Here is a 22,208-nt window from a genome sequence, read left to right as displayed (position 1 = left end):
GGGGAGATGTGTGGAGCTTGCGTGCAAAGTGTGTGAAGTTTCAGTCCAGGCGTTTGGCGGGCAGCCACAAGCGCACGCGTACACCGTCTTCGACGTTGGCAACTTCCAGCGACCCGCCATGCAGCTGCATCACTTCCTCGACAAAGTTCAGCCCCAGCCCGGTACTCTTGCGCCCGCTAAGCGGCCGCGGCAACGAATAGAAGCGCTCGCTCACCCGCCCCAGGGCATAGTCGGGAATCGCCTCGCCCTGGTTGAACAGGCTCAGGGCCACACGTGTAGCCTGCCTCTCCAGTTCGAACACCAGCTTGCCGCCGGGCGGGGTGAAGTCCAGGGCGTTGTCCAGCAGGTTGGCGATGGCCTGGCGCATGAGGAACGGCTCACACAGCAGGCGAGTACTCGCCGGTACACGTTGGCGCACCTGCAGACCGTTGCTTTCGATCCGCGCACTCTGGGCCAGCAACAGCTCATCGACCAGGGCTGCCAACGACACGTGCTGCTGTTCTTCAAGGGTTTGCAGCTGTTCGACCTGCGCCAGGTTGAGCAGGCGCTCGATCAACTGCTGCATGCGCGCACTTTCGCTCTCGATGTTGTCGGCAAAGCGCTGACGCTGTGCCTCCGGCATCGGCTCCTGGAGCAGCTCCGATGCGCCGCGAATGGCCGCCAGCGGGCTCTTCAGCTCATGGGTCAGAGTGTGAACGTAGCGCTCGACATAGTCCTTGCCTTCCAGCTGGGTGCGCATACGCTCCACCGCCGCCGCCAGTTGCCCCAGCTCACCGCCGCGATAGTGCGGCAGCGCGGTGCGCTCTCCTTCGCTGACAGCCTGGGCGTAATGGGTCAGGCGTCGTAGCGAACGGGCCAGCCACCAGGACAGCGCGGCACCGACCAGCAAGCCCAGGCCGATCAGGCCCAGTCCCAGGTACAGCAAACGCTGCTCGGAGCGATCGATATACGGCTGCAATGACTTGTTCGGCTTGGCCACGGTGACCACGCCGATAATCTTGCCTTCATCAAGAATCGGCGCGGCGACGTGCATCACTGACGACTCGGGATCCTCCGCGTCGCTGCGGGTCGAACGTGCGCCATACTCACCGCGCAGGGTCAGGTAGACGTCGTTCCAGCGGGAATAGTCCTGGCCCACCGCCGCACCACTGGAGTCGAGCAGGACAATGCCCTTGGCATCGGTGACATAGATGCGATGGTTGACCTGATTCTTCGACAGCCCCCAGATATCGGCATTCGGCTGGCGCTGGCCATAGGCCCGCAACACCTGCGGCAAACGGCTCTGGCCGAGGGTGCCGGCCTTGACGTCGTCGTGAAGGATTTCGGCGAGCAGGTTGGCGGTGTCCACCAGGGTTTCCTCGGTGGACTGGCGCACACCGGGACGGATCTCTTCTCGCACGGTGCTGAGAATGAAGTAGCCGGTCAGCCCGACAAACAGGAAGTAGACCAGGAAGATGCGGATGCCCAGGCGCATCAGCTGTGGCTCGGGCTGTAGCTGTAACCCAGGCCACGGTGAGTCTGGATCGGCTCGGCATCGGCGGCCACCTGGCGCAGCTTGGCACGCAGGCTCTTGATATGACTGTCGATGCTGCGTTCATAGCCTGCGTCGGCGGGCACGCCGACGGCATCGAGCAGTTGCTCGCGGCTGAACACCCGCTCGGGTTGCTCCAGCAGGCTCTGCAACAACCGGAATTCGTGGCGGGTCAGGCTCAGGGCTTGGCCGCGATAGCTGATCTGCATGCGCAGGGTATCGACCTGGAACAGCAGCGGTGCGCTCACCGGCTCCGCACGCGGTGCCATGCGCTTGAGGATTGCCCGTACCCGTGCCGCGACTTCGCGCGGGCTGAAGGGCTTGACCACATAGTCGTCGGCGCCGATTTCCAGGCCCACCACGCGGTCGATTTCACCGTCGCGGGCACTGAGGAACATCACCGGCACGTCGCTGAAACGCCGGAGCTGGCGGCAGGTTTCGAAGCCGCTGATATCCGGCAGACCGATATCGAGGATGATCAGATCGGCTGGCCGCTGACGCTGCTGATCGAGCGCAGCACTGCCCAGAGTCACCCACTCTGTGCTGTGGCCATCACCCTGCAAGGCAAAAATCAGGGTGTCGGCAATGGCCGCTTCGTCTTCGACAATGAGTATGTGGGGCATGGCGTCCGGGCCTGGCACTGGAGTGTTGCATCTTGTAGGAGATTCTCAGGGGTCTGGCAAGGCCCATAGGATGTTTTCCCCTCCGGTGGGAGCGGGCTTGCCCCGCGATGCGATGCGACTGAGAAACCGCAATCGCGGGGCAAGCCCGCTCCCACCAGGTATCAGCACTCAGGCTTGCCCGCCGTGAAGCGTCGCGCCGGGTTCACCGCCGCCTTGAACTCACGCAAGGCCTTGGCACCGATCAGCAGTGGATAGTTGAAGCTGCTGCGGTCGGTCAGGTTGACTTCAACGGTACGCTTGACGTCGCCCAGGCACAGCTCAAGGTCCACCACCGGTCGCTTGCTGATCTCCGCTCCCTCGCCGTCTTCATCTTCATCGGCGCGGTTCTTGATCTTGCTGATGCGCGCCAGCTTGTGTTCGTAAACCTTGCCGCTGGAGTCCTTGGTCGCCAGGCGGAAACGTACCCACTCTTCGCCATCACGGGTAAAAAGCTCGATGTCTTTGGCCGACAACGACGCGGTCAGCGCCCCGGTGTCCATTTTCGCCTTGAGGGTTTCACCGCCAAACTCCGGCAGCGTGATGTATTCGTAGCGGCCATACAGGGTCGGCTCGGCAGCCATCACCGGAAGGGCCAGCAGCGACAGCAGTGCAAGTACAGATTTCACAGGGATCCGCTTCCTTGAGATAAGACAGTGTTTAGACTGCGAAGGCAGGATAGGTTCGCGTTAATAGCTTATTCAACACAATGTGAAACATTTGTCCCAGTCGAGCAGACCTGAGCATTTGGCGTATGCCGACAGGCTGCTTATCATTGCCGGCCGCTTACTTGAATATAAGAGCTTTCTTATGCGCCGCTTACTGACGGGCATTCTTGTGACCTTGCTGTTGCTGCTCAACACCCTGGTCCTGATCGGCCCGCTGCTGGTCTTTGCCCTGCTCAAACTGGTCCTGCCCGGCCGTTACCGTGACTACGCCTCATGGACGGTGATGTGGATCGCCGAAACCTGGTCTGAAATCGACAAACTGATTTTCCGTCTGTGCATCCCCACGGTGTGGGACGTGCGCGGTGCCGATGACCTGCGCCTGGACACATCCTACCTGGCCATCAGCAACCACCAGAGCTGGGTCGATATCCCGGCGCTGATCCAGGTGCTCAACCGGCGTATCCCCTTCTTCAAGTTCTTCCTGAAAAAAGAACTGATCTGGGTGCCACTGCTGGGCCTGGCCTGGTGGGCGCTGGATTACCCGTTCATGAAGCGCTACAGCAAAGCGTTTCTCGACAAACATCCGGAGCTCAAAGGCCAGGACCTGGAAATCACCAAGGCCGCCTGCGAGTTGTTCAAGCGCCAGCCGGTGACCGTGGTCAATTACCTTGAAGGCACGCGCTTCACCGAAGCCAAGCGTGTGGCCCAGCAGTCACCCTACAAGCACCTGCTCAAACCCAAGGCCGGTGGTGTCGCCTTTGTGCTGGCGGCGCTGGGCGAACAGCTCGATGCCCTGCTTGACGTCACCATCGTCTACCCCGGTGACAAGGCGCCGGGCTTCTGGGACCTGCTCAGTGGCGCTGTGCCGAAGGTGATCATCGACATCCAGGTGCACGAACTGGACCCGGCGCTGTGGGAGGGCGACTACGAAAACGATCCGCTGTTGCGCCAGACCGTGCAGGACTGGGTCAACCAGCTGTGGCGCGACAAAGATCAGCGGATTGAAGCATTGCGGGCGGAGCTGGCCCCTGCGATAGCCGATTAAAATCTGCGTTAATAATCAAGATAAGGGAATCTTCTTTGCTATTGGCGGATTAACTGGATAAAAATCGATCAACTAACAACTACAAAAAAGCCAGGATCGATCAATGGCCAACCAATCCAGCAATGCTGCCCAGGCAGATTCCGCTCAACTGCGCCGCGTCCTCGGGCTTCCCGCCCTGGTGTTCTTCGGGCTGGTGTATATGGTCCCGCTGACCATTTTCACCACTTACGGCATCGTCACCGAACTCACCGGGGGACGCACCGCCGGCGCCTACCTGGTCACCCTGCTGGCCATGCTCTTCACGGCCACGTCCTACAGCTTCATGGTCCGGCGCTTTCCGGTTGCCGGCTCGGCCTACTCCTACACCAACCTGGCATTCGGGCCGAGCATCGGCTTTCTCGCCGGCTGGTCGCTGCTGCTCGACTACCTGTTCCTGCCGATGATCAATTACCTGCTCATTGGCCTGTTCCTGAACATCGCCTTCCCGAGCATCCCGGTCTGGACCATCATCCTCGCGTCGATCGCCCTGGTTACCGTGCTCAACGTCGTCGGCATCAACTCGGTGGCCAAGGCCAGCAACCTGATTGTCGGCGCGCAGATCATTTTCATCGGCGTATTCGTCGCGCTGTCGCTGAAAACCCTGGGCGGCGGGCAACCGGTCGATGTGCTCTCACCTTTTCTCGGCGATGGCACCCAGCCGGGCTTCAGTCATCTGATGGCGGGAGCGGCGGTGCTGTGCCTGTCGTTCCTCGGCTTCGATGCCGTGTCGACCCTGGCCGAGGAAACCAAAGACCCGGAACGTAACGTGCCACGGGCGATCATCCTCACCACCCTCGGCGCTGGCCTGCTGTTCACCCTGCTGGCCTATATCAGCCAGCTGGTGCTGCCAGGCAGCCATTTCGCCAATACCGACGCGGCCGCCAACGAGGTCATGTTCAAGGCTGGCGGCCAGTTCCTGGCCAACTTCTTCACCGCTGCATTCGTCGCCGGCAGCCTCGGTTCGGCCCTGGCTTCGCAAGCGGCGGTATCGCGGATTCTCTACACCATGGGCCGTGACAAGGTCTTGCCACAACGCTGGTTCGCCACCCTCTCACCACGCTTCGGCACACCGGTCACCGCTACCCTGGTGGTCTCGGCGTTTTCGCTGCTGGCGCTGGTGATCGACCTCGCCACCCTGGCATCGCTGATCAGCTTTGGCGCACTGGTGGCGTTCTCGGCGGTGAACCTGGCGGTGATCCGCACCCACCTGATCAGCGACACCTGCCAGCGCAACCTGGCCGGGTTGCTGCGTTATGGCCTGATCCCGCTGGTGGGCATGAGCCTGACCCTGTGGCTGTGGACCAGCCTGTCGGCGATGACCCTGACCATCGGCCTGAGCTGGTTCGGCCTGGGCCTGGGCTACCTGATGGTGCTGACGGGCGGATTCCGCCGCCCGGTGCGCACGGTGAATTTCTCCGAAGCAGCCTAAGCGCCGTTAAACCGAGGGCACTGTAGCCGGCGCGCCCCACAAGCCGCCGAGGCTCTGCAACAGCGAACCGGTAACGCCCTGCTGACCGAGGTACTGCAAGATCAGCGGGGCAAACTGGCCGATCATGCCGATGTCCATACCCAGGGCACTGAAGGCGTTGTTCAGGTCATTGGTGTCTTTGACGTTGCCGCCCAGGGCATTGCTCAGGGCCGACGAATTGCCACTGTTACCGAGCAGCTCACCCAGCCCGCTCAAGCCGCCCAAGGCGTTTTCGCCAGAGAGCAGATCAAGGCCCGGTACGGCTTTGCTCAGTTGTTCGTAGTCCGTGCTGCTGAGTTGATTACGGGCCAGGCCGAGCAAGGCGCCGGTGCCACCGATGGCTTGTTCCGGGGTGATTTTCAGCTCGCTACCGAGGGTGTTGAGCAGATTCGCCGAGGCGGCTGGCGCCTGCACTGCAGCGCCGTCCTTGTTGCCTTGCATGGCGGAAACGGCGTTGGCCGCATCGCTGAGGTTGAAGGCAAACACCGGGCTGGCAGCCAGGGTCATCAGGGTGACCAGTGCGAAACGTTTCATGAAGGGACCTCGTCAGCCGTAAAGGCGGGGGGAAACGAGGGTTGGACTGTGGAGGTGGGGGAATGTTCCGTGGGCAGTGATGGCCTCTTCGCGGGGCAAGCCCGCTCCCACCGGTGGGAGCGGGCTTGCCCCGCGATGTTGTCAAAGCGGACTCAACTCCCGATTCTCCAGAGCATCAAGCAAAGCCTCCACCAGCCCCTTGGCCATCTCCACCGAATGCAGGGTGGACCAGAGAAAGCCCTTGGCCGACTCATCGATACCATCGAAAGATTGATTCGCCGTGTCCTAGGCGCAACGCAGATACAGCGAGATATGCACCAGCGCGTCATGCGGAGCGATGCCAGCATTGACGGAGAAGAGTTGCGGGTGACCGGCAGGGCAATCGCCGAAGGGTTTGTCGAGGGTGGGGGACAAAGAATCAGGTGGATCGGGAACGATCTTTTTCATGCAGCCTCCGCGTGTAATTTGGCTGCACCATTTTGTTTCCACACGAAATGGTGGCAGCTGTACGCGAGGTGGAAAACCGGGACACACGGTAAACCCGGCAGGCTCGAAAGCCTCCCGCGCACAGCCGCCATAACAAGGGCGACTAACGTGTGATTACCGGGTTTCCACACCCGATCGCTGAACTGACAGCGACCGACGGAGCCTAGAAGGACTGGTTTCCGAGGGCAATCAGACGGGGATCGACAGACGCGGTAGGGTATTTCCTAGGACCGGAATTGACCAGCCTGGAAACATCCAGAAGTAACTGCAACGGCCGGTGGGAGCGGGCTTGCCCCGCGATGCGATGTGACTGACAAACCGCTATCGCGGGGCAAGCCCGCTCCCACCGGGGGGTTGCTTCCAATTGCCATTGGCAACATTGAGATCCAGTTTGGTCGGGTGCCTCCACCGCTCGACAACTACCTTGAAAATTCATCTTTCAAGGAGCCACGACATGGACAGTCCCGCCTCCCACCGCCTGCGCCGCGGCCGCTTCTCCGAGCCCGGCCGCTATTACCTGCTGACCAGCATTACTCGCAATCGAGAACCGATATTCGAGAGTTTCCAGGCCGCCCGCTGTATTCCGGCACAGTTCCAGCAGGCACAAATTGATGGCGCCGCACGTACTCTGGCCTGGGTGATAATGCCGGATCATGTGCACTGGCTGATTGAACTGCAGCATGGCTCACTGGCCTGCCTGATGCGCCGGTTCAAATCCCGCAGCCGTTGTGCGCTGTACAAGCAAGGCACGCTGCAGGGCAAGCTGTGGCAGCCTGGATATCATGATCATGCGTTGCGGCGGGAAGAAAAGGTGCGGGTGGTGGCGCGCTATGTGGTGGCCAATCCGCTGAGGGCTGGGCTGGTAACCAAGCTTGGGGATTATCCGCATTGGGATGCGGTCTGGCTTTAACAGCATCGCGGGGCAAGCCCGCTCCCACCGGGTTCTCAAAATCCGGTGGGAGCGGGCTTGCCCCGCGATGTCCTTACGCCGCGCTAAACAGCTTGTGCGGATCGATAACGAATTTCTTCGGCACCCCGGCATCAAACTCGCCATACCCTTCAGGCGCCTGATCCAGGCTGATCACCTGCACGCCCACCACTTCGGCAATGTTGATGCGGTCCCACATGATCGCCTGCATCAGCTGACGGTTGTACTTCATCACTGGAGTTTGCCCGGTGTGGAAGCTGTGCGACTTGGCCCAACCCAGACCGAAGCGGATGCTCAGGCTACCGATCTTCGCTGCGGCATCCACCGCACCCGGATCTTCAGTGACATACAGGCCGGGAATGCCGATCTTGCCGGCAACGCGGACCACGCCCATCAGCGAGTTGAGTACGGTAGCCGGTGCTTCGTGCTTGGCACCGGCATGGCCATGACCACGGGCTTCGAAGCCTACGGCATCCACCGCACAGTCTACTTCCGGCTCGCCCAGCAGGTTGGCGATCTGTTCGTGCAGCGGGGTGTCCTGGGACAGGTCGGCAATTTCAAAGCCCTGGGCCTTGGCGTGCGCCAGACGCACCGGGTTGACGTCACCGACGATTACCACTGCGGCCCCTAGCAAACGTGCCGAAGCCGCCGCAGCCAGGCCCACAGGGCCGGCACCGGCGATGTACACCGAACTGCCCGGGCCAACCCCGGCCGTTACCGCACCGTGATAGCCGGTCGGAAGAATGTCGGAGAGGCAGGTCAGGTCGCGGATTTTCTCCATGGCCTTGTCGCGGTTGGGCAGTTTCAGCAGGTTGAAATCGGCGTAAGGCACCAGCACGTATTCGGCCTGACCACCGGTCCAGTCGCCCATGTCGACATAGCCGTAGGCACCACCGGCACGGGCCGGGTTGACCGTCAGGCAGACGCCGGTGTGTTGTTCCTTGCAGGAGCGGCAGCGGCCACAGGCGACGTTGAACGGCACCGAGACCAGATCGCCGATCTGCAGGTTTTCCACGTCGCGGCCTTTTTCGATCACCTCGCCGGTGATTTCATGGCCCAGCACCAGGCCGACCTGGGCCGTGGTACGGCCACGGACCATGTGCTGGTCGGAGCCACAGATGTTGGTGGAGACCACCCTGAGGATCACCCCGTGCTCGATCTTCTTGCCACGCGGATCCTGCATTTTCGGGTAGTCAATCTTCTGCACCTCGACCTTGCCGGCGCCGAGATACACCACACCACGATTACCAGACATGCTTTTACCTCGCTAAAGTTTGTTGTTATGTAGCGGTGCAAAGTGCGCTGCCCGGGGGCGGCGCTGTGTTACTGGAATCTGTTTTGATCTTGAGGGCCTTGCCGGCGATGGCGTCAGTCAGAGCACTACCGTCCTGTTGGCGTTCAAGAACACCCGCCGCTCAATGTGATAGCCCACCGCCCGTGCCAACGTCAGGCACTCAATGTCGCGGCCTTTGGCGATCAGGTCTTCCGGATAATGGCTGTGGTCGACCGACTCCACGCCCTGGGCAATGATCGGCCCTTCGTCGAGGTCGTTGTTGATGTAGTGGGCCGTGGCCCCCACCAGCTTCACGCCTTTGTTGTAGGCCTGGTGATAAGGCTTGGCGCCCTTGAAGCCCGGCAGCAGCGAGTGATGAATGTTGATCGCCCAACCGTCGAGCTTGCGGCACAGTTCCGGCGACAGCACCTGCATGTAGCGGGCAAGGATCACCAGTTCGGCACCGGATTCCTCGATCACCTGCAGCACCTTGCGCTCCTGCGCCGGTTTGTCGTGTGGTTCAAGGGCGAAGTGGTAGTAGGGAATGCGGTGCCACTGGGCCAGAGGCTCCAGATCCGGGTGATTGGAAATCACCGCCACAACGTCCATGCTCAATTGCCCGATGCGCTGGCGATAGAGCAGGTCGTTGAGGCAGTGATCGGCTTTGGACACCATGATCACCACTTTCGGCCGGTGCTTTGGCGCGGTCAGCTCGAACAGCATGCCAAAGGCCTCGCCCCGCTCAGCAAGGCCTGCGCGAAAACTGGCTTCGTCGAAGTCATCCGGCTGACGGAATTCCACGCGAATGAAGAAGCGCCCGGACAGCCGGTCATCGAACGAATGGTGTTCGGTGACGTAGCAGTGCTGCTCATACAAATAGCGCGTCACCACATCCACCGTACCGAGCAGGCTCGGACAGTCAGCGGTGAGAATCCAGGTGTCCGGTGCTCGGCTCATGACGACTCTCCCTAGGCCTCGATGCTCAAACCGTATTCGGCTGCCGCGTCCTGCAGCCACAGCCACCAGTAATCGGAGAAGCTGCGACGGATCAGCAGTTCCCAGGTTTCCTCGCCGGTACGGCGGATCACCAATTGCGACTTGGCAAACACCGTGCCCACTGCCTTGCCGACCGGGAAGTTGTTTGGATGAACATCATAGCTGGTGGATTTCATCAGCACTTCGCGCACATTCGGGCCGCTCAGTTCCAGCAGGGTTTGCCCGCCGCTGACGTTGACCAGCTGGATATGCTGACCGTCGAGGGCATCGCGCAGCTTCTGCTCGACCGCGAACTCCTGGCCGCCTGGGACGATCAGCAGCCACTCATCCGGGCCCAGCCATTGCAGCGACATCTCGCCGTTGGCGACCACGGTCAGCGCCACTGGCAGTTCCAGGCCCAAGGCCTTGAACACACCGCCGGAAAACGCGGGGTCGCGGCCATCGCCACGCAGGGTCAGATGACCGAGAAACTTGTGTTCCCGCAGGGTCACCCCGGCGTTCTTGCGGCCTTTGCCGACCAGGCTGGGCAGGTCGGCGTGATGCAGTGGCGACTCGGCTTTGACGTCGTTGCCGGGGCGTTGCTGATAGACGTTGATCGTGCTCATTACTCACCTGCCTTGAATTCTATGGACCCTGCCTGCGGGAGGGACTTCTGTGGGAGCGGGCTTGCCCCGCGATGACGTCGGTACAGTCAACATCGCATCGCGGGGCAAGCCCGCTCCCACACACAATCCCCTTCCCACAGTGTTAGATGTTCTGCCGCTCACCCTTCGGATCGAAGAACACCGAAGAACAGATCTCCGCTTCAATCACGCTGCCATCGGCCTGCGGCGAGTAGACCCGCTCGCCGATCCGCTTGAGCCCACCTTTCACTACACCCATGGCAAAGGAATAGCCCAGGGAGTTGCTGGCATAGCTGGAGGTGACGTGACCGACCATGTCCATCGGGATCGCTTGTTTCGGGTCGAACACCAGTTGCGCGCCTTCCGGCAGCCACTGGGTCGGGTCGACCGGCTTGAGCCCGACCAGCTGCTTGCGGTTTTCGCGCACGCAGTCTTCGCGGTTCATCCCGCGCCAGCCAATCCACGAGAACGGCTTGGTACGGCCGACACACCAGCCCATGTTGAGGTCGTCCGGGGTCATCGAGCCGTCGGTGTCCTGGCCGACGATGATGAAGCCCTTCTCGGCCCGCAGTACGTGCATGGTCTCGGTGCCGTAAGGGGTGAGGTTGTACTGTTTGCCGGCCTCGGCGATTTTCTCCAGCACGCCCATGGCGTAGTTGGCCTGGATGTTGATCTCATACGACAGCTCACCGGTGAACGAGATGCGGAATACCCGCGCTGGCACACCCGCGACCAGGCCTTCCTTCCAGCTCATGAACGGGAACGCGTCCTTGTCCAGGTCGATATCGGTCACTTCGCTGAGCAGCTTGCGGCTGTTCGGGCCCGACAGGGTCAGGGTCGCCCAGTGGTCGGTCACCGAGGTGAAGTACACCTTCAGGTCTGGCCATTCGGTCTGTTGATAAATTTCCAACCACTGCAGCACACGCGCCGCGCCGCCGGTCGTGGTGGTCATGATGAAGTGGTTTTCGCCGACGCAGGCCGTCACGCCGTCGTCGAAGACCATGCCGTCTTCCTTGCACATCAGGCCATAACGGGCCTTGCCCACATCGAGCTTGGTCCAGGCATTGGTGTAGATGCGGTTGAGGAACTCACGGGCGTCCGGGCCCTGGATATCGATCTTGCCCAGGGTCGAAGCATCGAGCAGGCCGACGCTGTCACGCACAGCCTTGCACTCACGGGCCACGGCGGCATGAAGGTCTTCGCCGTTGCGCGGGAAGTACCACGGCCGTTTCCACTGGCCGACGTCTTCAAACTCGGCGCCGTTTTTCAGGTGCCAGGCATGCAGCGCGGTAAAACGCACCGGCTCGAACAGGTGCCCACAGTGCCGGCCAGCCACGGCGCCGAAGGTGATCGGCGTGTAGTTGGGGCGGAACATGGTGGTGCCCATTTCCGGAATGCTGATGCCCATCGAGCGCGCCGCGATGGCCAGGCCATTGATGTTGCCCAGCTTGCCCTGGTCGGTACCGAAGCCCAGGGCGGTGTAGCGTTTGACGTGCTCGACCGACTCGAAACCTTCGCGAGTAGCCAGTTCGATGGCAGCGGCGGTGACGTCGTTCTGCTGGTCGACGAACTGCTTCGGCGCCCGTGCGGTGTTTTTGTCATGGGGCACCTGGAACAGTGCCACGGTGGCTTCTTCCTGACGTGCCAGGACTTTCGGCAGGGTGCCCTGCACGGCCTTGAAACCGGCTTCGGTTGCCGCGCGCACGCCGCCTTCGAAACCATCTGCCAGGGTGTCGGCCAGGGCGAACACTCCGTTGATGCCACCGACACACACACGCTTCTGCGGTGCGTCGCCCGGCACGAAGCCGAGGATGTCTTCACGCCAGACCGGCTTGCCGCCCAAGTGCGAAGCCAGGTGCACGACCGGGCTGTAGCCGCCGGAAGTGGCAACCAGATCGCAGTCCAGCCATTCGCCGGGACTGGCGACTTTGTGTGCCTTGACGTCAATCGCGGCGACACGGGCTGCGGTCACATGCTTGCTGCCACGCGACTCGATCACTGCGCTGGAGGTGAGGATGCGCATGCCCTTGGCCCGCGCTTCTTCCACCAGCGAACCGCGCGGGTTGTGCCGGGCATCGGCGATGGCGACCACTTTCAGGCCGGCGTCATGCCAGTCCAGCGCCACACGGTAGGCATGGTCGTTGTTGGTCGACAGCACCAGGTTGCGGCCCGGCGCCACGCCATAACGACGCACGTAGGTGGAAACCGCGCCGGCCAGCATGTTGCCCGGCACATCGTTGTTGCCGTACACCAGCGGACGCTCATGGGCGCCAGTGGCCAGCACCACGCGCTTGGCACGTACCCGGTGCATGCGCTGACGCACGGTGCCGATCGGCGCGCGATCACCCAGGTGGTCGGTCAGGCGCTCGTGGATGGTAAGAAAGTTGTGGTCGTGATAACCGTTGACCGTGGCCCGTGGCAACAGGGTCACTTCACGCATGCCCTTGAGCTCGGCGATCACCGCCGCGACCCATTCGGCAGCCGGTTTGCCATCCAGGCTTTCACGGCTGTCGAGCAGGCTGCCACCGAACTCTTCCTGTTCATCGGCAAGGATCACCCGCGCACCGCTGCGCCCGGCGGCCAATGCCGCGGCAAGGCCGGCAGGCCCTGCGCCGACCACCAGCACGTCGCAGTGCTGGTTCATGTAGTCGTAGCTGTCCGGATCGTTTTCCAGCGGCGCACGCCCAAGGCCAGCCGCCTTGCGGATGTACTTCTCGTAGGTCATCCAGAACGACTGCGGGTACATGAACGTCTTGTAGTAGAAGCCCGGCGGCATCAGCTTGCCGCCGACCTTGCCGAGAATTCCCATGACGTCGGTGTTGACGCTCGGCCAGCCGTTGGTGCTGGTGGCCACCAGGCCGGCATACAGGGCCTGCTGGGTGGCGCGCACGTTGGGCACCTGGGTGGCTTCGGTGGCACCGATCTGCAGGATCGCGTTCGGCTCTTCGGAACCTGCGGCAATGATCCCGCGGGGGCGCGAGTACTTGAAGCTGCGCCCGACGATGTCCACACCGTTGGCCAGCAACGCTGCGGCCAGGGTGTCACCGGCGTAACCCTGGTAGGTCTGGCCGTTGAAGGTGAAGTTCAAGACTTTGCTGCGATCGATACGACCGCCGTTGGACAGGCGATAGACCTGGCTCATACCTTTTCTCCCTGACCACTGACTGCCAACTGCGGGCTGGTGTTTTTGCCGGTCACTTGCGGCTTGGCGCCGATCGGATAGGTTTCCAGAATTTCGTAGGTCACCGTGTCACGGGTAGCGTTGAAGTACTGGCGGCAACCGGCGGCGTGAATCCACAGCTCGTGGTGCAGGCCACGCGGGTTGTCACGGAAGAACATATAGGTGCCCCACTCCTCGTCGGAGCAGGCGTTGGGGTCCAGCGGCCGCGGAATGTGCGCCTGGCCTGCAGCGTGGAACTCCTCTTCGGAGCGCAGCTCGCCGCAGTGGGGACAGAAGATATGCAACATAGGGATTTCTCCTGTTAGTGGGCGACAGCGGCGGCGCCGTGTTCGTCGATCAGTGCACCGTTGTAGAAACGGTCGATGGAAAAAGGTTTGGCCAGCGGGTGCATTTCGCCCTTGGCCAGACTGGCGGCAAAAACGTTGCCCGAGCCCGGGGTGGCCTTGAAGCCGCCGGTGCCCCAGCCACAGTTGAAGAACATGTTCTTCACCGGGGTTTTGGAGATGATCGGGCAAGCGTCCGGCGTGGTGTCGACGATGCCGCCCCACTGGCGGTTCATCCGCACCCGCGAAAGAATCGGGAACATTTCGACGATCGCCTGCAGGGTGTGTTCGATCACCGGGTACGAACCGCGCTGACCGTAGCCAACCCAGCCGTCGATACCGGCGCCGATGACCAGGTCGCCCTTGTCCGACTGGCTGATGTAGCCGTGCACGGCGTTGGACATGATCACACTGTCGATGATCGGTTTGAGCGGTTCGGACACCAGCGCCTGCAGCGGATGCGATTCGATCGGCAGGCGGAAGCCGGCGAGCCTGGCCATGTGCCCGGAGTTACCGGCGGTGACCACACCGACGCGCTTGGCACCGATAAAGCCCTTGTTGGTCTCGACGCCGATGACCACACCGTTTTCCTTGCGAAAGCCGATCACTTCGGTCTGCTGGATCAGGTCCACGCCCAGGGCATCGGCGGCACGTGCGTAGCCCCAGGCCACCGCATCGTGACGGGCCACGCCACCACGCCGTTGCACGGTGGCGCCGAGGATCGGATAGCGGGTGTTTTTCGAGCAGTCCAGGTAAGGAATTTCTTCGGCGACCTGCTGGGTATTGAGCAGCTCGCCGTCCACGCCGTTGAGGCGGTTGGCGTTGACCCGGCGCTCGGAGTCGCGAATGTCCTGCAGGGTGTGGCAGAGGTTGTAGACCCCGCGCTGGGAGAACATCACGTTGTAGTTGATGTCCTGCGACAGTCCTTCCCAGAGTTTCATGGCGTGCTCATAGAGATGCGCCGATTCGTCCCACAGGTAGTTGGAGCGCACGATGGTGGTGTTGCGCGCGGTGTTACCACCGCCCAGCCAACCCTTCTCGACCACGGCAACGTTGGTGATGCCGTGCTCTTTGGCCAGGTAGTAGGCCGTAGCCAGGCCGTGCCCGCCACCGCCGACGATGACCACGTCGTAGACCTTTTTCGGGGTCGGCGTGCGCCACATGCGCTGCCAGTTTTCGTGGTGGCTGAGCGAGTGCTTGAGAAGGCCGAAGCCCGAGTAACGTTGCATAGTCTTCACTCCTGAACCGCTCAGCGATAAACCGGGAAATCTGCACAGAGTGCCGACACGTTCTTCGCAACATCGGCCTCGACATCGGCATCGCCGAGGTTGTCGAGGATGTCGCAGATCCAGCCGGCCAGTTCCACGCACTGGGCAACCTTGAAGCCGCGGCTGGTAACCGCCGGGGTGCCGATGCGCAGGCCGGAGGTGACGAACGGCGACTGCGGATCGTTGGGCACGGCGTTCTTGTTGACGGTGATGTGAGCGCGGCCCAGGGCAGCATCGGCATCTTTACCGGTAAGACCCTGGCGAATCAGGCTGACCAGGAACAGGTGGTTGTCGGTACCACCGGAGACCACATCGAAGCCGCGCTCGATAAACACCTTGGCCATGGCCTGGGCGTTGTCGATCACCTGCTGTTGATAAGTCTTGAAGCCCGGCTCCAGCGCCTCCTTGAAGCACACTGCCTTGGCGGCGATCACATGCATCAGCGGGCCGCCCTGGGCACCGGGGAATACCGCGGCGTTGAGCTTCTTCTCGATCTCTTCGTTGCTGCGCGCCAGGATCAGGCCGCCACGTGGGCCGCGCAGGGTCTTGTGGGTGGTGGTGGTGACCACATCGGCGTAAGGCAGCGGGTTCGGATACAGGCCAGCAGCCACCAGACCGGCAACGTGGGCCATGTCGACGAACAGGTAGGCGCCGACCTTGTCGGCGATCTGACGGAAACGTGGGAAATCGAGGGTTTTCGAGTAGGCCGAAAAACCGGCGACGATCATCTTCGGCTTGTGTTCCACGGCCAGGCGCTCGACTTCGTTGTAGTCGATCAGCCCGGTGCTGGTGTTGATGCCGTACTGCACGGCGTTGTACAGCTTGCCCGAGGACGACACCTTGGCACCGTGGGTCAGGTGACCGCCATGGGCCAGGCTCATGCCGAGAATGGTATCGCCGGCCTGCAGCAGAGCCAGGTACACGGCACTGTTGGCGGAAGATCCGGAGTGCGGCTGGACGTTGGCGTAGTCGGCGCCGAACAGCTGCTTGGCGCGATCGATAGCCAGTTGCTCGACTTTATCCACATGCTCGCAACCGCCGTAGTAGCGCTTGCCTGGATAACCTTCGGCGTATTTGTTGGTCAGGCCGCTGCCCTGGGCCTGCATGACGCGCTTGCTGGTGTAGTTTTCCGAGGCGATCAGTTCGATGTGATCTTCCTGGCGTTGCTCTTCGGCATTGATCGCCGCCAGCAGTGCATCGTCGTAACCCTGGATCTGGTCTTGCTTGCTGAACATCGCGTCTCTCCCGGCAGCGGCATCGGTTCTTGTCGGGCAATTGCCCTTTTGCAGCGATCCTATGCCCGACGCAGACAGCCCAGATGCCTACGCACGCCTTGCAATGGTGCGTTTACGACATTGCCTTTTGCCCTTCGCGGATAAATCCGCTCCTACAGGCTGTAGGAGCGGATTTACCGGGCGCCGGACCGCCGCGAAGCGCCTGTATAGGCAACCGATTCAGCAATGGTTTAGAGTGCGGTTCTGCGTCGTTCACAGGACAGTGTCATGACAGATCAAAGCCAGCAATTCGCCAGCGACAACTACTCAGGTATCTGCCCGGAAGCCTGGGCCGCGATGGAAAAAGCCAACCAGGGTCATGACCGCTCCTACGGTGATGACCAGTGGACCGCGCGCGCCTCGGAGTACTTTCGCAAACTGTTCGAAACCGACTGCGAAGTGTTCTTCGCCTTCAACGGCACCGCCGCCAACTCGCTGGCGCTGTCGTCGCTGTGCCAGAGCTATCACAGCGTGATCTGCTCGGAGACCGCCCACGTCGAGACCGACGAATGTGGCGCCCCGGAATTCTTCTCCAACGGCTCAAAACTGCTCACCGCCCGTACGGTGGCCGGCAAGCTGACCCCTGAATCGATCCGCGAAATTGCCCTTAAGCGCCAGGACATCCACTATCCCAAGCCACGCGTGGTGACCATTACCCAGGCCACCGAAGTCGGCAGTGTGTATCGCCCGGAAGAGCTCAAGGCCATCAGCGCCACCTGCAAGGAGCTGGGCCTGAACCTGCACATGGACGGCGCCCGCTTCAGTAACGCCTGTGCCTACCTCGGCTGCACGCCGGCCGAGCTGACCTGGAAGGCCGGCGTCGATGTGCTGTGCTTTGGCGGTACCAAGAACGGCATGGCGGTGGGTGAGGCGATCCTGTTCTTCAACCGCAAGCTGGCCGAAGACTTCGACTACCGTTGCAAACAGGCCGGCCAGCTGGCCTCGAAGATGCGCTTTCTGTCTGCGCCATGGGTCGGTTTGCTGGAGACCGGTGCCTGGCTCAAGTACGGCGCCCATGCCAACCGCTGCGCACAACTGCTCAGCGAACTGGTGAGTGACGTGCCGGGCGTAGAGCTGATGTTCCCGGTGGAAGCCAACGGGGTATTCCTGCAGATGTCGGAACCGGCGCTGGAAGCCTTGCGCAACAAGGGCTGGCGCTTCTACACCTTCATTGGCAGCGGTGGCGCGCGGTTCATGTGCTCGTGGGACACCGACGAGGCGCGGGTGCGTGAACTGGCGGCGGACATCCGTGAGGCCATGGGCGCCTGACGGCGCCATCGCCGGCAAGGCCGGCTCCCACAGGGACTGCATACACCGGCCCTTGTGGGAGCCGGCCTTGCCGGCGATGAATTTCACACAGGCCTAAAGCCTGAACCCACCCATCTGCCGCGCCAGATCATCGGCCAACCCGCGCAACGCCTGACACTCCTCACGACACTCCTGCACTTCGGATGCCGTCTCCCGGGCCAGATCGGAAATCCCCTGAACGGTACGATTGATCTCTTCGGTCACCGCCGACTGTTCTTCCGTCGCCGTGGCCACCTGATGGTTCATGTCACTGATATGTTCAACCTGATCGGTAATGGTGCTCAGTGAGGCGCCGGTCTGCTGGCTGGATTGCACACCGGTGCCGGTTGCCGCCTGCCCGGCCTGCATCGATGTCACAGCGCTGCCGGCGCCGTGCTTCAGGCGCAGGATCATCTGCTGCACTTCATCGGTGGACACCTGGGTGCGCCGGGCCAGGGTGCGCACTTCGTCGGCGACCACGGCAAAGCCGCGGCCCATCTCTCCGGCTCGCGCCGCTTCGATGGCGGCGTTGAGCGCCAGCAGGTTGGTCTGTTCGGAGATGCTGCGGATGACCGCCAGCACCTCGTCGATTGACGCCACTTCACTGGCTAGCTCACCCACCGCATGGGCCGCCTGGCCTATTTCACCCGACATGCCCTCGATGTGGGCAATCGAACGGCGCACCACTTCACGGGCGGCAAGCGCCTCAGTACGCGCGGTTTCCGACGCGTGTGCGGCATTGCCGGCGTTCTGCGCGATGTCCTGTACGGTCAGGCCCATTTCATGCACTGCCGTGGCAACCATTTCGGTCATTTCCTGCTGACGCCCCGAGCGGTCTGCGGTGTTCTCCACTACCTGGGTCACCAGTTCGACCGAACGGTGCAAGCGTTCACTGGTGTGCAAGACCTCGCCGATGAGGTCGCGCTGGCTGTCGAGAAAGCGGTTGAACCCGCGAGCCAGGTCGCCCAGTTCATCCGCACGCGTCGCATCCAGACGCTGGGTCAGGTCACCGCCACCGTTGCCAATCGCCATGAGCGCCCCGGTGACCCGGCGGATCGGCCGGACTATGCCACGGGCCAGCAACACCACCAGCAGCAGCGACACCAGCGCCACGCCAGCACCAATCAGGCTGGTCAACCACACCGTCTCGCGCACCGGGGCATAGATTTGCGCTTCCGGTACTTCAGCGACCAGGGTCCAGTTCAGGTCGCGCAGCGGCAGGCTCAGGGCCAGGTAGCCCTCGCCATCACGCTCGAAGCGGCTGCTGTGCAAGCCTTCGGTTCGGTTCAAAACAGCCTGAGCGGCCGACTCACCGATCTGCTCGGCAAGCTTGGTTTTGCCGCTCAATTGCTGCTCCGGATGAACCTGGATCAGGCCATCGCCGCGCACCAGAAACACCCGGCCGCGCTCACCGAAACTGAAGTTGTGGATCAATTCCGACAGTTCGGTCATGCGCAGACCGAGCCCGGCAATGCCAACCAGTTTGCCGGCCTTTTCCACCCGATAGTCGATGAACAGTGCCAGTTCACCGGTACTGCCATCGGTGTCGATGTTGAGCAGGCGCGGATTGCCGCTGTCGATGAAACCAAAGAACCATTTGTCGGCCGGGTTGCTGCGGCTCAACGTACGATCAAGGCCTTTCTCGTTGTAGTAATGGTTGGTTTCAGTGGCTGCGAACAACGCCGTGAAGGCCTGGTTTTTCTGCCGCAGCGCTTCGAGGTACTCGATAAATTGCGGCGCCTGGGCACTGTCTTCGCCCGCCGCCAGCCAGTCGCGCAGCAACGTGTTGTTGGCAATATCGGCGGCGGCGGTGAGCGGACGGCTCAACATCCGCTCGATGTCGTTACGAATCGCCTCAATGCTGGCCGGCAACGCCGTGTCGACCAGGTAACGCTCGGTCAGGCGATTGACCGCCACCGAGTAGATTCCGGCCACGATAAGAATGCTCACCAACAGGGCTGCGCCCATGCTTGCAATCAATTGCCACTGAATACTGCGCCGCCAGAACTGCATGAACCTTCCCCTGAGTAAATAAGCCTTGTGCTGCAATAGCCAGGCCAATTGTATACAGACGAAAATACAATTATTCCATTGACCCACGACAATGCCGCCCACTGCCGAAAGGGCAGTGAGCAAGCAAAAGAAGTGGAACGGTGTAGCGGGAGCCGATCAGCTGTTGCCGATGGTCCGGGCAATGACATCGACCGTGGCGCTGACTTGCTCTTGGTAACGGTCGAGGGCCTGCTGGTGCTGCTGTTGCAGTTCGATCTGCTGCGAGCACAGGTTCAGGGCTGCCAGAACCAGCAGCTTGTCACCAATCAGGGTCGGGTATTTACGCTTGGTCTCGGCCAGCGACGCGTTGAGCATCTGCACGGCCTGCGCCAGGGCCTGTTCCTGGCCTTCGGGGGCCTTGATCGAATAATCGCTGCCGAGGATCGACACGACATTGATCGGCTGTGCTGAAGTTCTCATGCGTTAACGGTACCAACGCTGGCGCGCTCGACCAGGGCCTGGATGCGCGCGGCGGTGGCGCCCTGTTTTTCTTCCTGTTCCATCAGCGCCAGCTGCAGGCTTTCGTTTTCATCTTTGGCCTGGGCCAGTTCAGCAGCGATCTGCTCGTTGCGTTCGGTCAGTTCCTGATTCTTCTGTACCAGGTCGCTGACGAGTTGTTCCAATTGACTGAGGGAAGTTTCCAACATGATTGCCTTCTCGGGATTTTCAGGGGGCGCACACGATAAAGAAAAGTCCGCGTGGTCGCCAGGGATATCGGGTTAGACGCTTCGGCCTGGTGCAGATTGACCCACCGATCACCGTCCGGTTCCCGCTGCAGATGCCCGCCTGTCAGGAAAACCGATCACTAATTCACAGTTTCACCTTCCGCCGCTCAAGTCTGCCAAAGGTTGTCCGATAGGGAAGGCAATCCTGAATCCGGCGCCGGTATGGCGCGCCTTTTCCCCCTCCGGAAGACCACCATGTCCCTACGTAATATGAATATCGCCCCGCGCGCGCTGCTGGGGTTCGCCTTGATCGGCGCGCTGATGCTGGGCCTGGGTCTGTTCGCTCTGAACCAGATGAGCAAGATTCGCCAGGCCGGCGAATTCATCGAGCGCTCCACGGTACCGAGCATCACCAACCTCGATCAGCTCACCCAGCTGACTCTGCGCCTGCGCACCTTGTCCTATCGCCTGCTGCTCAACCGCGAAGCCGACACCCTGCAAAACACCCTCAAGCTGATCGGCCAGCGCAACCAGCAGATCGATGAAGCGCGCCGGGTTTATGAACCGCTGATCAGCAGTCCGCAGGAGCGTTCCGCCTACAACCAGTATGTGCAGCTGCTCAGCGACTACCGCCAGCTGGAAAGCCGCATGCACCAGGCTTCGCAGAGCAACGATCTGGAAACCCTGCGCACCTTGATCAACCGCGACATGCTCAACAGTTCCGAGCAGATCAACAGCGTCATGGATCAACTGGTCAGCATCAACACCGAGCAGACCCGCTCCATCAACCAGACCGCTGCCGATCAGTATTCCAACGCCATCAGCCTGGTCATCAGCCTGCTGTTGGCCGCCACGGTGCTGACCCTGATCTGTGCCCTGCTGCTGACCCGCAGCATCGTCAAACCGATCGACGAGGCCCTGCAGGCGGCCGAGCGCATCGCCGAAGGCGACCTCACCCGTACCATCGAGACCGAGGGCCACGACGAAGCCGCACGGCTGCTGCGGGCCATGGCCAAGATGCAGAACAAACTGCGCGACACCCTGCAACTGATTGCCGGCTCCGCCACGCAGCTGGCCTCGGCTGCCGAAGAATTGAACAGCGTCACCGACGAAAGCGCCCGTGGCCTGCAACAGCAGAACAACGAAATCGAGCAGGCCGCCACCGCCGTCACCGAAATGACCAGCGCGGTTGAAGAAGTGGCGCGCAATGCCGTGAGCACCTCCGAAGCGTCGAAGGAAGCCACCCGTTCGGCAGGTGACGGTCGTGATCTGGTGCTGGAAACCGTCAGCGCCATCGAGCGCATGAGCGTCGATGTGCAGGGTACCGCCGATCTGATCGGCAACCTGGCGGAAGAATCGCGGGATATCGGCAAGGTCCTGGATGTGATTCGCGGCCTGGCCGACCAGACCAACCTGCTGGCACTCAACGCCGCCATCGAGGCCGCGCGTGCCGGTGAGGCCGGTCGTGGCTTTGCCGTGGTCGCCGATGAAGTCCGCGCCCTGGCCCACCGCACCCAGCAGTCGACCAGTGAAATCGAGCGGATGATCGGCAGTATCCAGGGCGGTACCGAGCAGGCGGTCAATTCCATGCGCAACAGCACCGAACGTGCCGAGTCGACACTGAACATCGCCCGCGGTGCAGGCCTGGCGCTGGACACCATCACCGGCGCGGTCGCCGAGATCAACGAGCGCAACCTGGTGATCGCCAGCGCTGCCGAAGAGCAGGCTCAGGTGGCCCGCGAAGTGGACCGCAACCTGGTCAACATCAACGACCTGTCGGTGCAATCGGCCACCGGTGCCCACCAGACCACTGCGGCCAGTGCCGAGCTGTCGCGCCTGGCGGTTGACCTGAACGGGCTGGTGGCGCGCTTCAGCGTCTGATCATCGCGGGGCAAGCCCGCTCCCACA

19 protein-coding genes and 3 pseudogenes are annotated in these 22,208 nt (G+C 61.9%); 6 read left to right on the top strand and 16 right to left on the bottom strand.

Features of this window, described 5'->3' with window-relative positions; all coding sequences use genetic code 11:
- Positions 1-40: 40 nt before the first annotated feature.
- The 3 genes from creC to rloA2 form a co-directional block, all read right to left on the bottom strand.
- Positions 41-1,474, bottom strand: a complete 1,434-nt coding sequence (gene creC, locus ACVI9W_RS14335) for a two-component system sensor histidine kinase CreC (protein ID WP_461530343.1) — start codon at positions 1,472-1,474, stop codon at positions 41-43.
- Positions 1,474-2,154, bottom strand: coding sequence for a two-component system response regulator CreB (creB, locus tag ACVI9W_RS14330; RefSeq protein WP_157190878.1), 681 nt, complete (start codon positions 2,152-2,154; stop codon positions 1,474-1,476). The genes creC and creB overlap by 1 nt, the downstream gene beginning before the upstream one ends.
- A 161-nt stretch (positions 2,155-2,315) precedes the next feature.
- Positions 2,316-2,819 carry a retropepsin-like aspartic peptidase RloA2 gene (rloA2, locus tag ACVI9W_RS14325; protein ID WP_038605873.1) on the bottom strand — a complete coding sequence of 168 codons (504 nt, stop codon included), beginning with the start codon at positions 2,817-2,819 and terminating at the stop codon, positions 2,316-2,318.
- Positions 2,820-3,000: 181 nt separating this feature from the next.
- Between rloA2 and ACVI9W_RS14320 the strand changes: the two genes are divergently transcribed.
- Together ACVI9W_RS14320 and ACVI9W_RS14315 are read left to right on the top strand one after the other, a co-directional pair.
- On the top strand, positions 3,001-3,903 hold the full coding sequence (locus ACVI9W_RS14320; protein ID WP_342623978.1) for an acyltransferase: 903 nt from the start codon (positions 3,001-3,003) through the stop codon (positions 3,901-3,903).
- Positions 3,904-4,006: 103 nt separating this feature from the next.
- On the top strand, positions 4,007-5,371 hold the full coding sequence (locus ACVI9W_RS14315; RefSeq protein ID WP_038605867.1) for an APC family permease: 1,365 nt from the start codon (positions 4,007-4,009) through the stop codon (positions 5,369-5,371).
- Between the two features lie 6 nt (positions 5,372-5,377).
- Here the strand turns inward: ACVI9W_RS14315 and ACVI9W_RS14310 are convergent, their stop codons facing one another.
- Together ACVI9W_RS14310 and ACVI9W_RS14305 are read right to left on the bottom strand one after the other, a co-directional pair.
- Entirely contained in the window at positions 5,378-5,944 is a 567-nt protein-coding gene (locus ACVI9W_RS14310) for a DUF2780 domain-containing protein (protein ID WP_461530342.1), read from the bottom strand.
- Between the two features lie 141 nt (positions 5,945-6,085).
- Positions 6,086-6,391: pseudogene (locus tag ACVI9W_RS14305) on the bottom strand (DUF3077 domain-containing protein).
- A gap of 493 nt (positions 6,392-6,884) precedes the next feature.
- Between ACVI9W_RS14305 and ACVI9W_RS14300 the strand changes: the two are divergent.
- On the top strand, positions 6,885-7,340 hold the full coding sequence (locus ACVI9W_RS14300; RefSeq protein ID WP_461530341.1) for an REP-associated tyrosine transposase: 456 nt from the start codon (positions 6,885-6,887) through the stop codon (positions 7,338-7,340).
- Between the two features lie 73 nt (positions 7,341-7,413).
- Here the strand turns inward: ACVI9W_RS14300 and fdhA are convergent, their stop codons facing one another.
- The 7 genes from fdhA to glyA all read right to left on the bottom strand — a co-directional run bounded on the left by fdhA (position 7,414) and on the right by glyA (position 16,257).
- Positions 7,414-8,613 carry a formaldehyde dehydrogenase, glutathione-independent gene (gene fdhA, locus ACVI9W_RS14295; RefSeq protein WP_028942224.1) on the bottom strand — a complete coding sequence of 400 codons (1,200 nt, stop codon included), beginning with the start codon at positions 8,611-8,613 and terminating at the stop codon, positions 7,414-7,416.
- 117 nt (positions 8,614-8,730) lie between these two features.
- Entirely contained in the window at positions 8,731-9,588 is an 858-nt protein-coding gene (gene purU / locus ACVI9W_RS14290) for a formyltetrahydrofolate deformylase (RefSeq protein WP_038605855.1), read from the bottom strand.
- An 11-nt stretch (positions 9,589-9,599) separates the two neighbouring features.
- Entirely contained in the window at positions 9,600-10,232 is a 633-nt protein-coding gene (locus ACVI9W_RS14285; protein WP_461530340.1) for a sarcosine oxidase subunit gamma, read from the bottom strand.
- Positions 10,233-10,374: 142 nt separating this feature from the next.
- Positions 10,375-13,392 (bottom strand): sarcosine oxidase subunit alpha, encoded by a 3,018-nt coding sequence (locus ACVI9W_RS14280; protein WP_461530339.1) that lies wholly within the window; start codon positions 13,390-13,392, stop codon positions 10,375-10,377.
- The gene (locus ACVI9W_RS14275; protein WP_128323342.1) at positions 13,389-13,718 is read right to left on the bottom strand and encodes a sarcosine oxidase subunit delta; all 330 of its coding nucleotides are present in this window, start codon (positions 13,716-13,718) and stop codon (positions 13,389-13,391) included. Before ACVI9W_RS14275 ends, ACVI9W_RS14280 begins: the two co-directional genes overlap by 4 nt.
- Positions 13,719-13,732: 14 nt before the next feature.
- A complete protein-coding gene (locus tag ACVI9W_RS14270) occupies positions 13,733-14,983 on the bottom strand; it encodes a sarcosine oxidase subunit beta family protein (protein ID WP_038605844.1) in 1,251 nt (416 codons plus the stop codon).
- Positions 14,984-15,003: 20 nt separating this feature from the next.
- The gene (glyA, locus tag ACVI9W_RS14265) at positions 15,004-16,257 is read right to left on the bottom strand and encodes a serine hydroxymethyltransferase (protein ID WP_461530338.1); all 1,254 of its coding nucleotides are present in this window, start codon (positions 16,255-16,257) and stop codon (positions 15,004-15,006) included.
- A gap of 267 nt (positions 16,258-16,524) precedes the next feature.
- Here glyA and ACVI9W_RS14260 point away from each other — a divergent pair, with 267 nt between their 5' ends.
- Positions 16,525-17,565, top strand: coding sequence for a threonine aldolase family protein (locus ACVI9W_RS14260; RefSeq protein WP_461530337.1), 1,041 nt, complete (start codon positions 16,525-16,527; stop codon positions 17,563-17,565).
- Between the two features lie 93 nt (positions 17,566-17,658).
- On the opposite strand, the gene ACVI9W_RS14255 is transcribed toward ACVI9W_RS14260, so the two are convergent.
- The 4 genes and pseudogenes from ACVI9W_RS14255 to ACVI9W_RS14240 form a co-directional block, all read right to left on the bottom strand.
- Positions 17,659-18,387 carry a methyl-accepting chemotaxis protein gene (locus ACVI9W_RS14255; RefSeq protein ID WP_371261987.1) on the bottom strand — a complete coding sequence of 243 codons (729 nt, stop codon included), beginning with the start codon at positions 18,385-18,387 and terminating at the stop codon, positions 17,659-17,661.
- Positions 18,388-18,519: 132 nt separating this feature from the next.
- Positions 18,520-19,551: pseudogene (locus ACVI9W_RS14250) on the bottom strand (HAMP domain-containing protein); the annotation flags it as partial.
- 201 nt (positions 19,552-19,752) lie between these two features.
- Positions 19,753-20,055 carry a cell division protein ZapA gene (locus tag ACVI9W_RS14245; RefSeq protein WP_028942233.1) on the bottom strand — a complete coding sequence of 101 codons (303 nt, stop codon included), beginning with the start codon at positions 20,053-20,055 and terminating at the stop codon, positions 19,753-19,755.
- A complete protein-coding gene (locus ACVI9W_RS14240) occupies positions 20,052-20,282 on the bottom strand; it encodes a hypothetical protein (RefSeq protein WP_038605832.1) in 231 nt (76 codons plus the stop codon). Before ACVI9W_RS14240 ends, ACVI9W_RS14245 begins: the two co-directional genes overlap by 4 nt.
- Before the next feature lie 240 nt (positions 20,283-20,522).
- Between ACVI9W_RS14240 and ACVI9W_RS14235 the strand changes: the two are divergent.
- Both ACVI9W_RS14235 and ACVI9W_RS14230 read left to right on the top strand, forming a co-directional pair.
- Positions 20,523-21,326 (top strand): annotated as a pseudogene (locus ACVI9W_RS14235) (MCP four helix bundle domain-containing protein); the annotation flags it as partial.
- Complete coding sequence (locus ACVI9W_RS14230; protein WP_461531835.1) at positions 21,309-22,181, top strand: methyl-accepting chemotaxis protein; 873 nt, start codon at positions 21,309-21,311, stop codon at positions 22,179-22,181. The pseudogene ACVI9W_RS14235 and the gene ACVI9W_RS14230, both read left to right, overlap by 18 nt.
- Positions 22,182-22,208 lie beyond the last annotated feature (27 nt).

Source organism: Pseudomonas sp. 210_17 TE3656, from assembly GCF_054821965.1.
The sequence above is the reverse complement of the archived record's forward strand: the minus strand, read 5'-3'. Positions and strand labels throughout refer to the sequence as shown.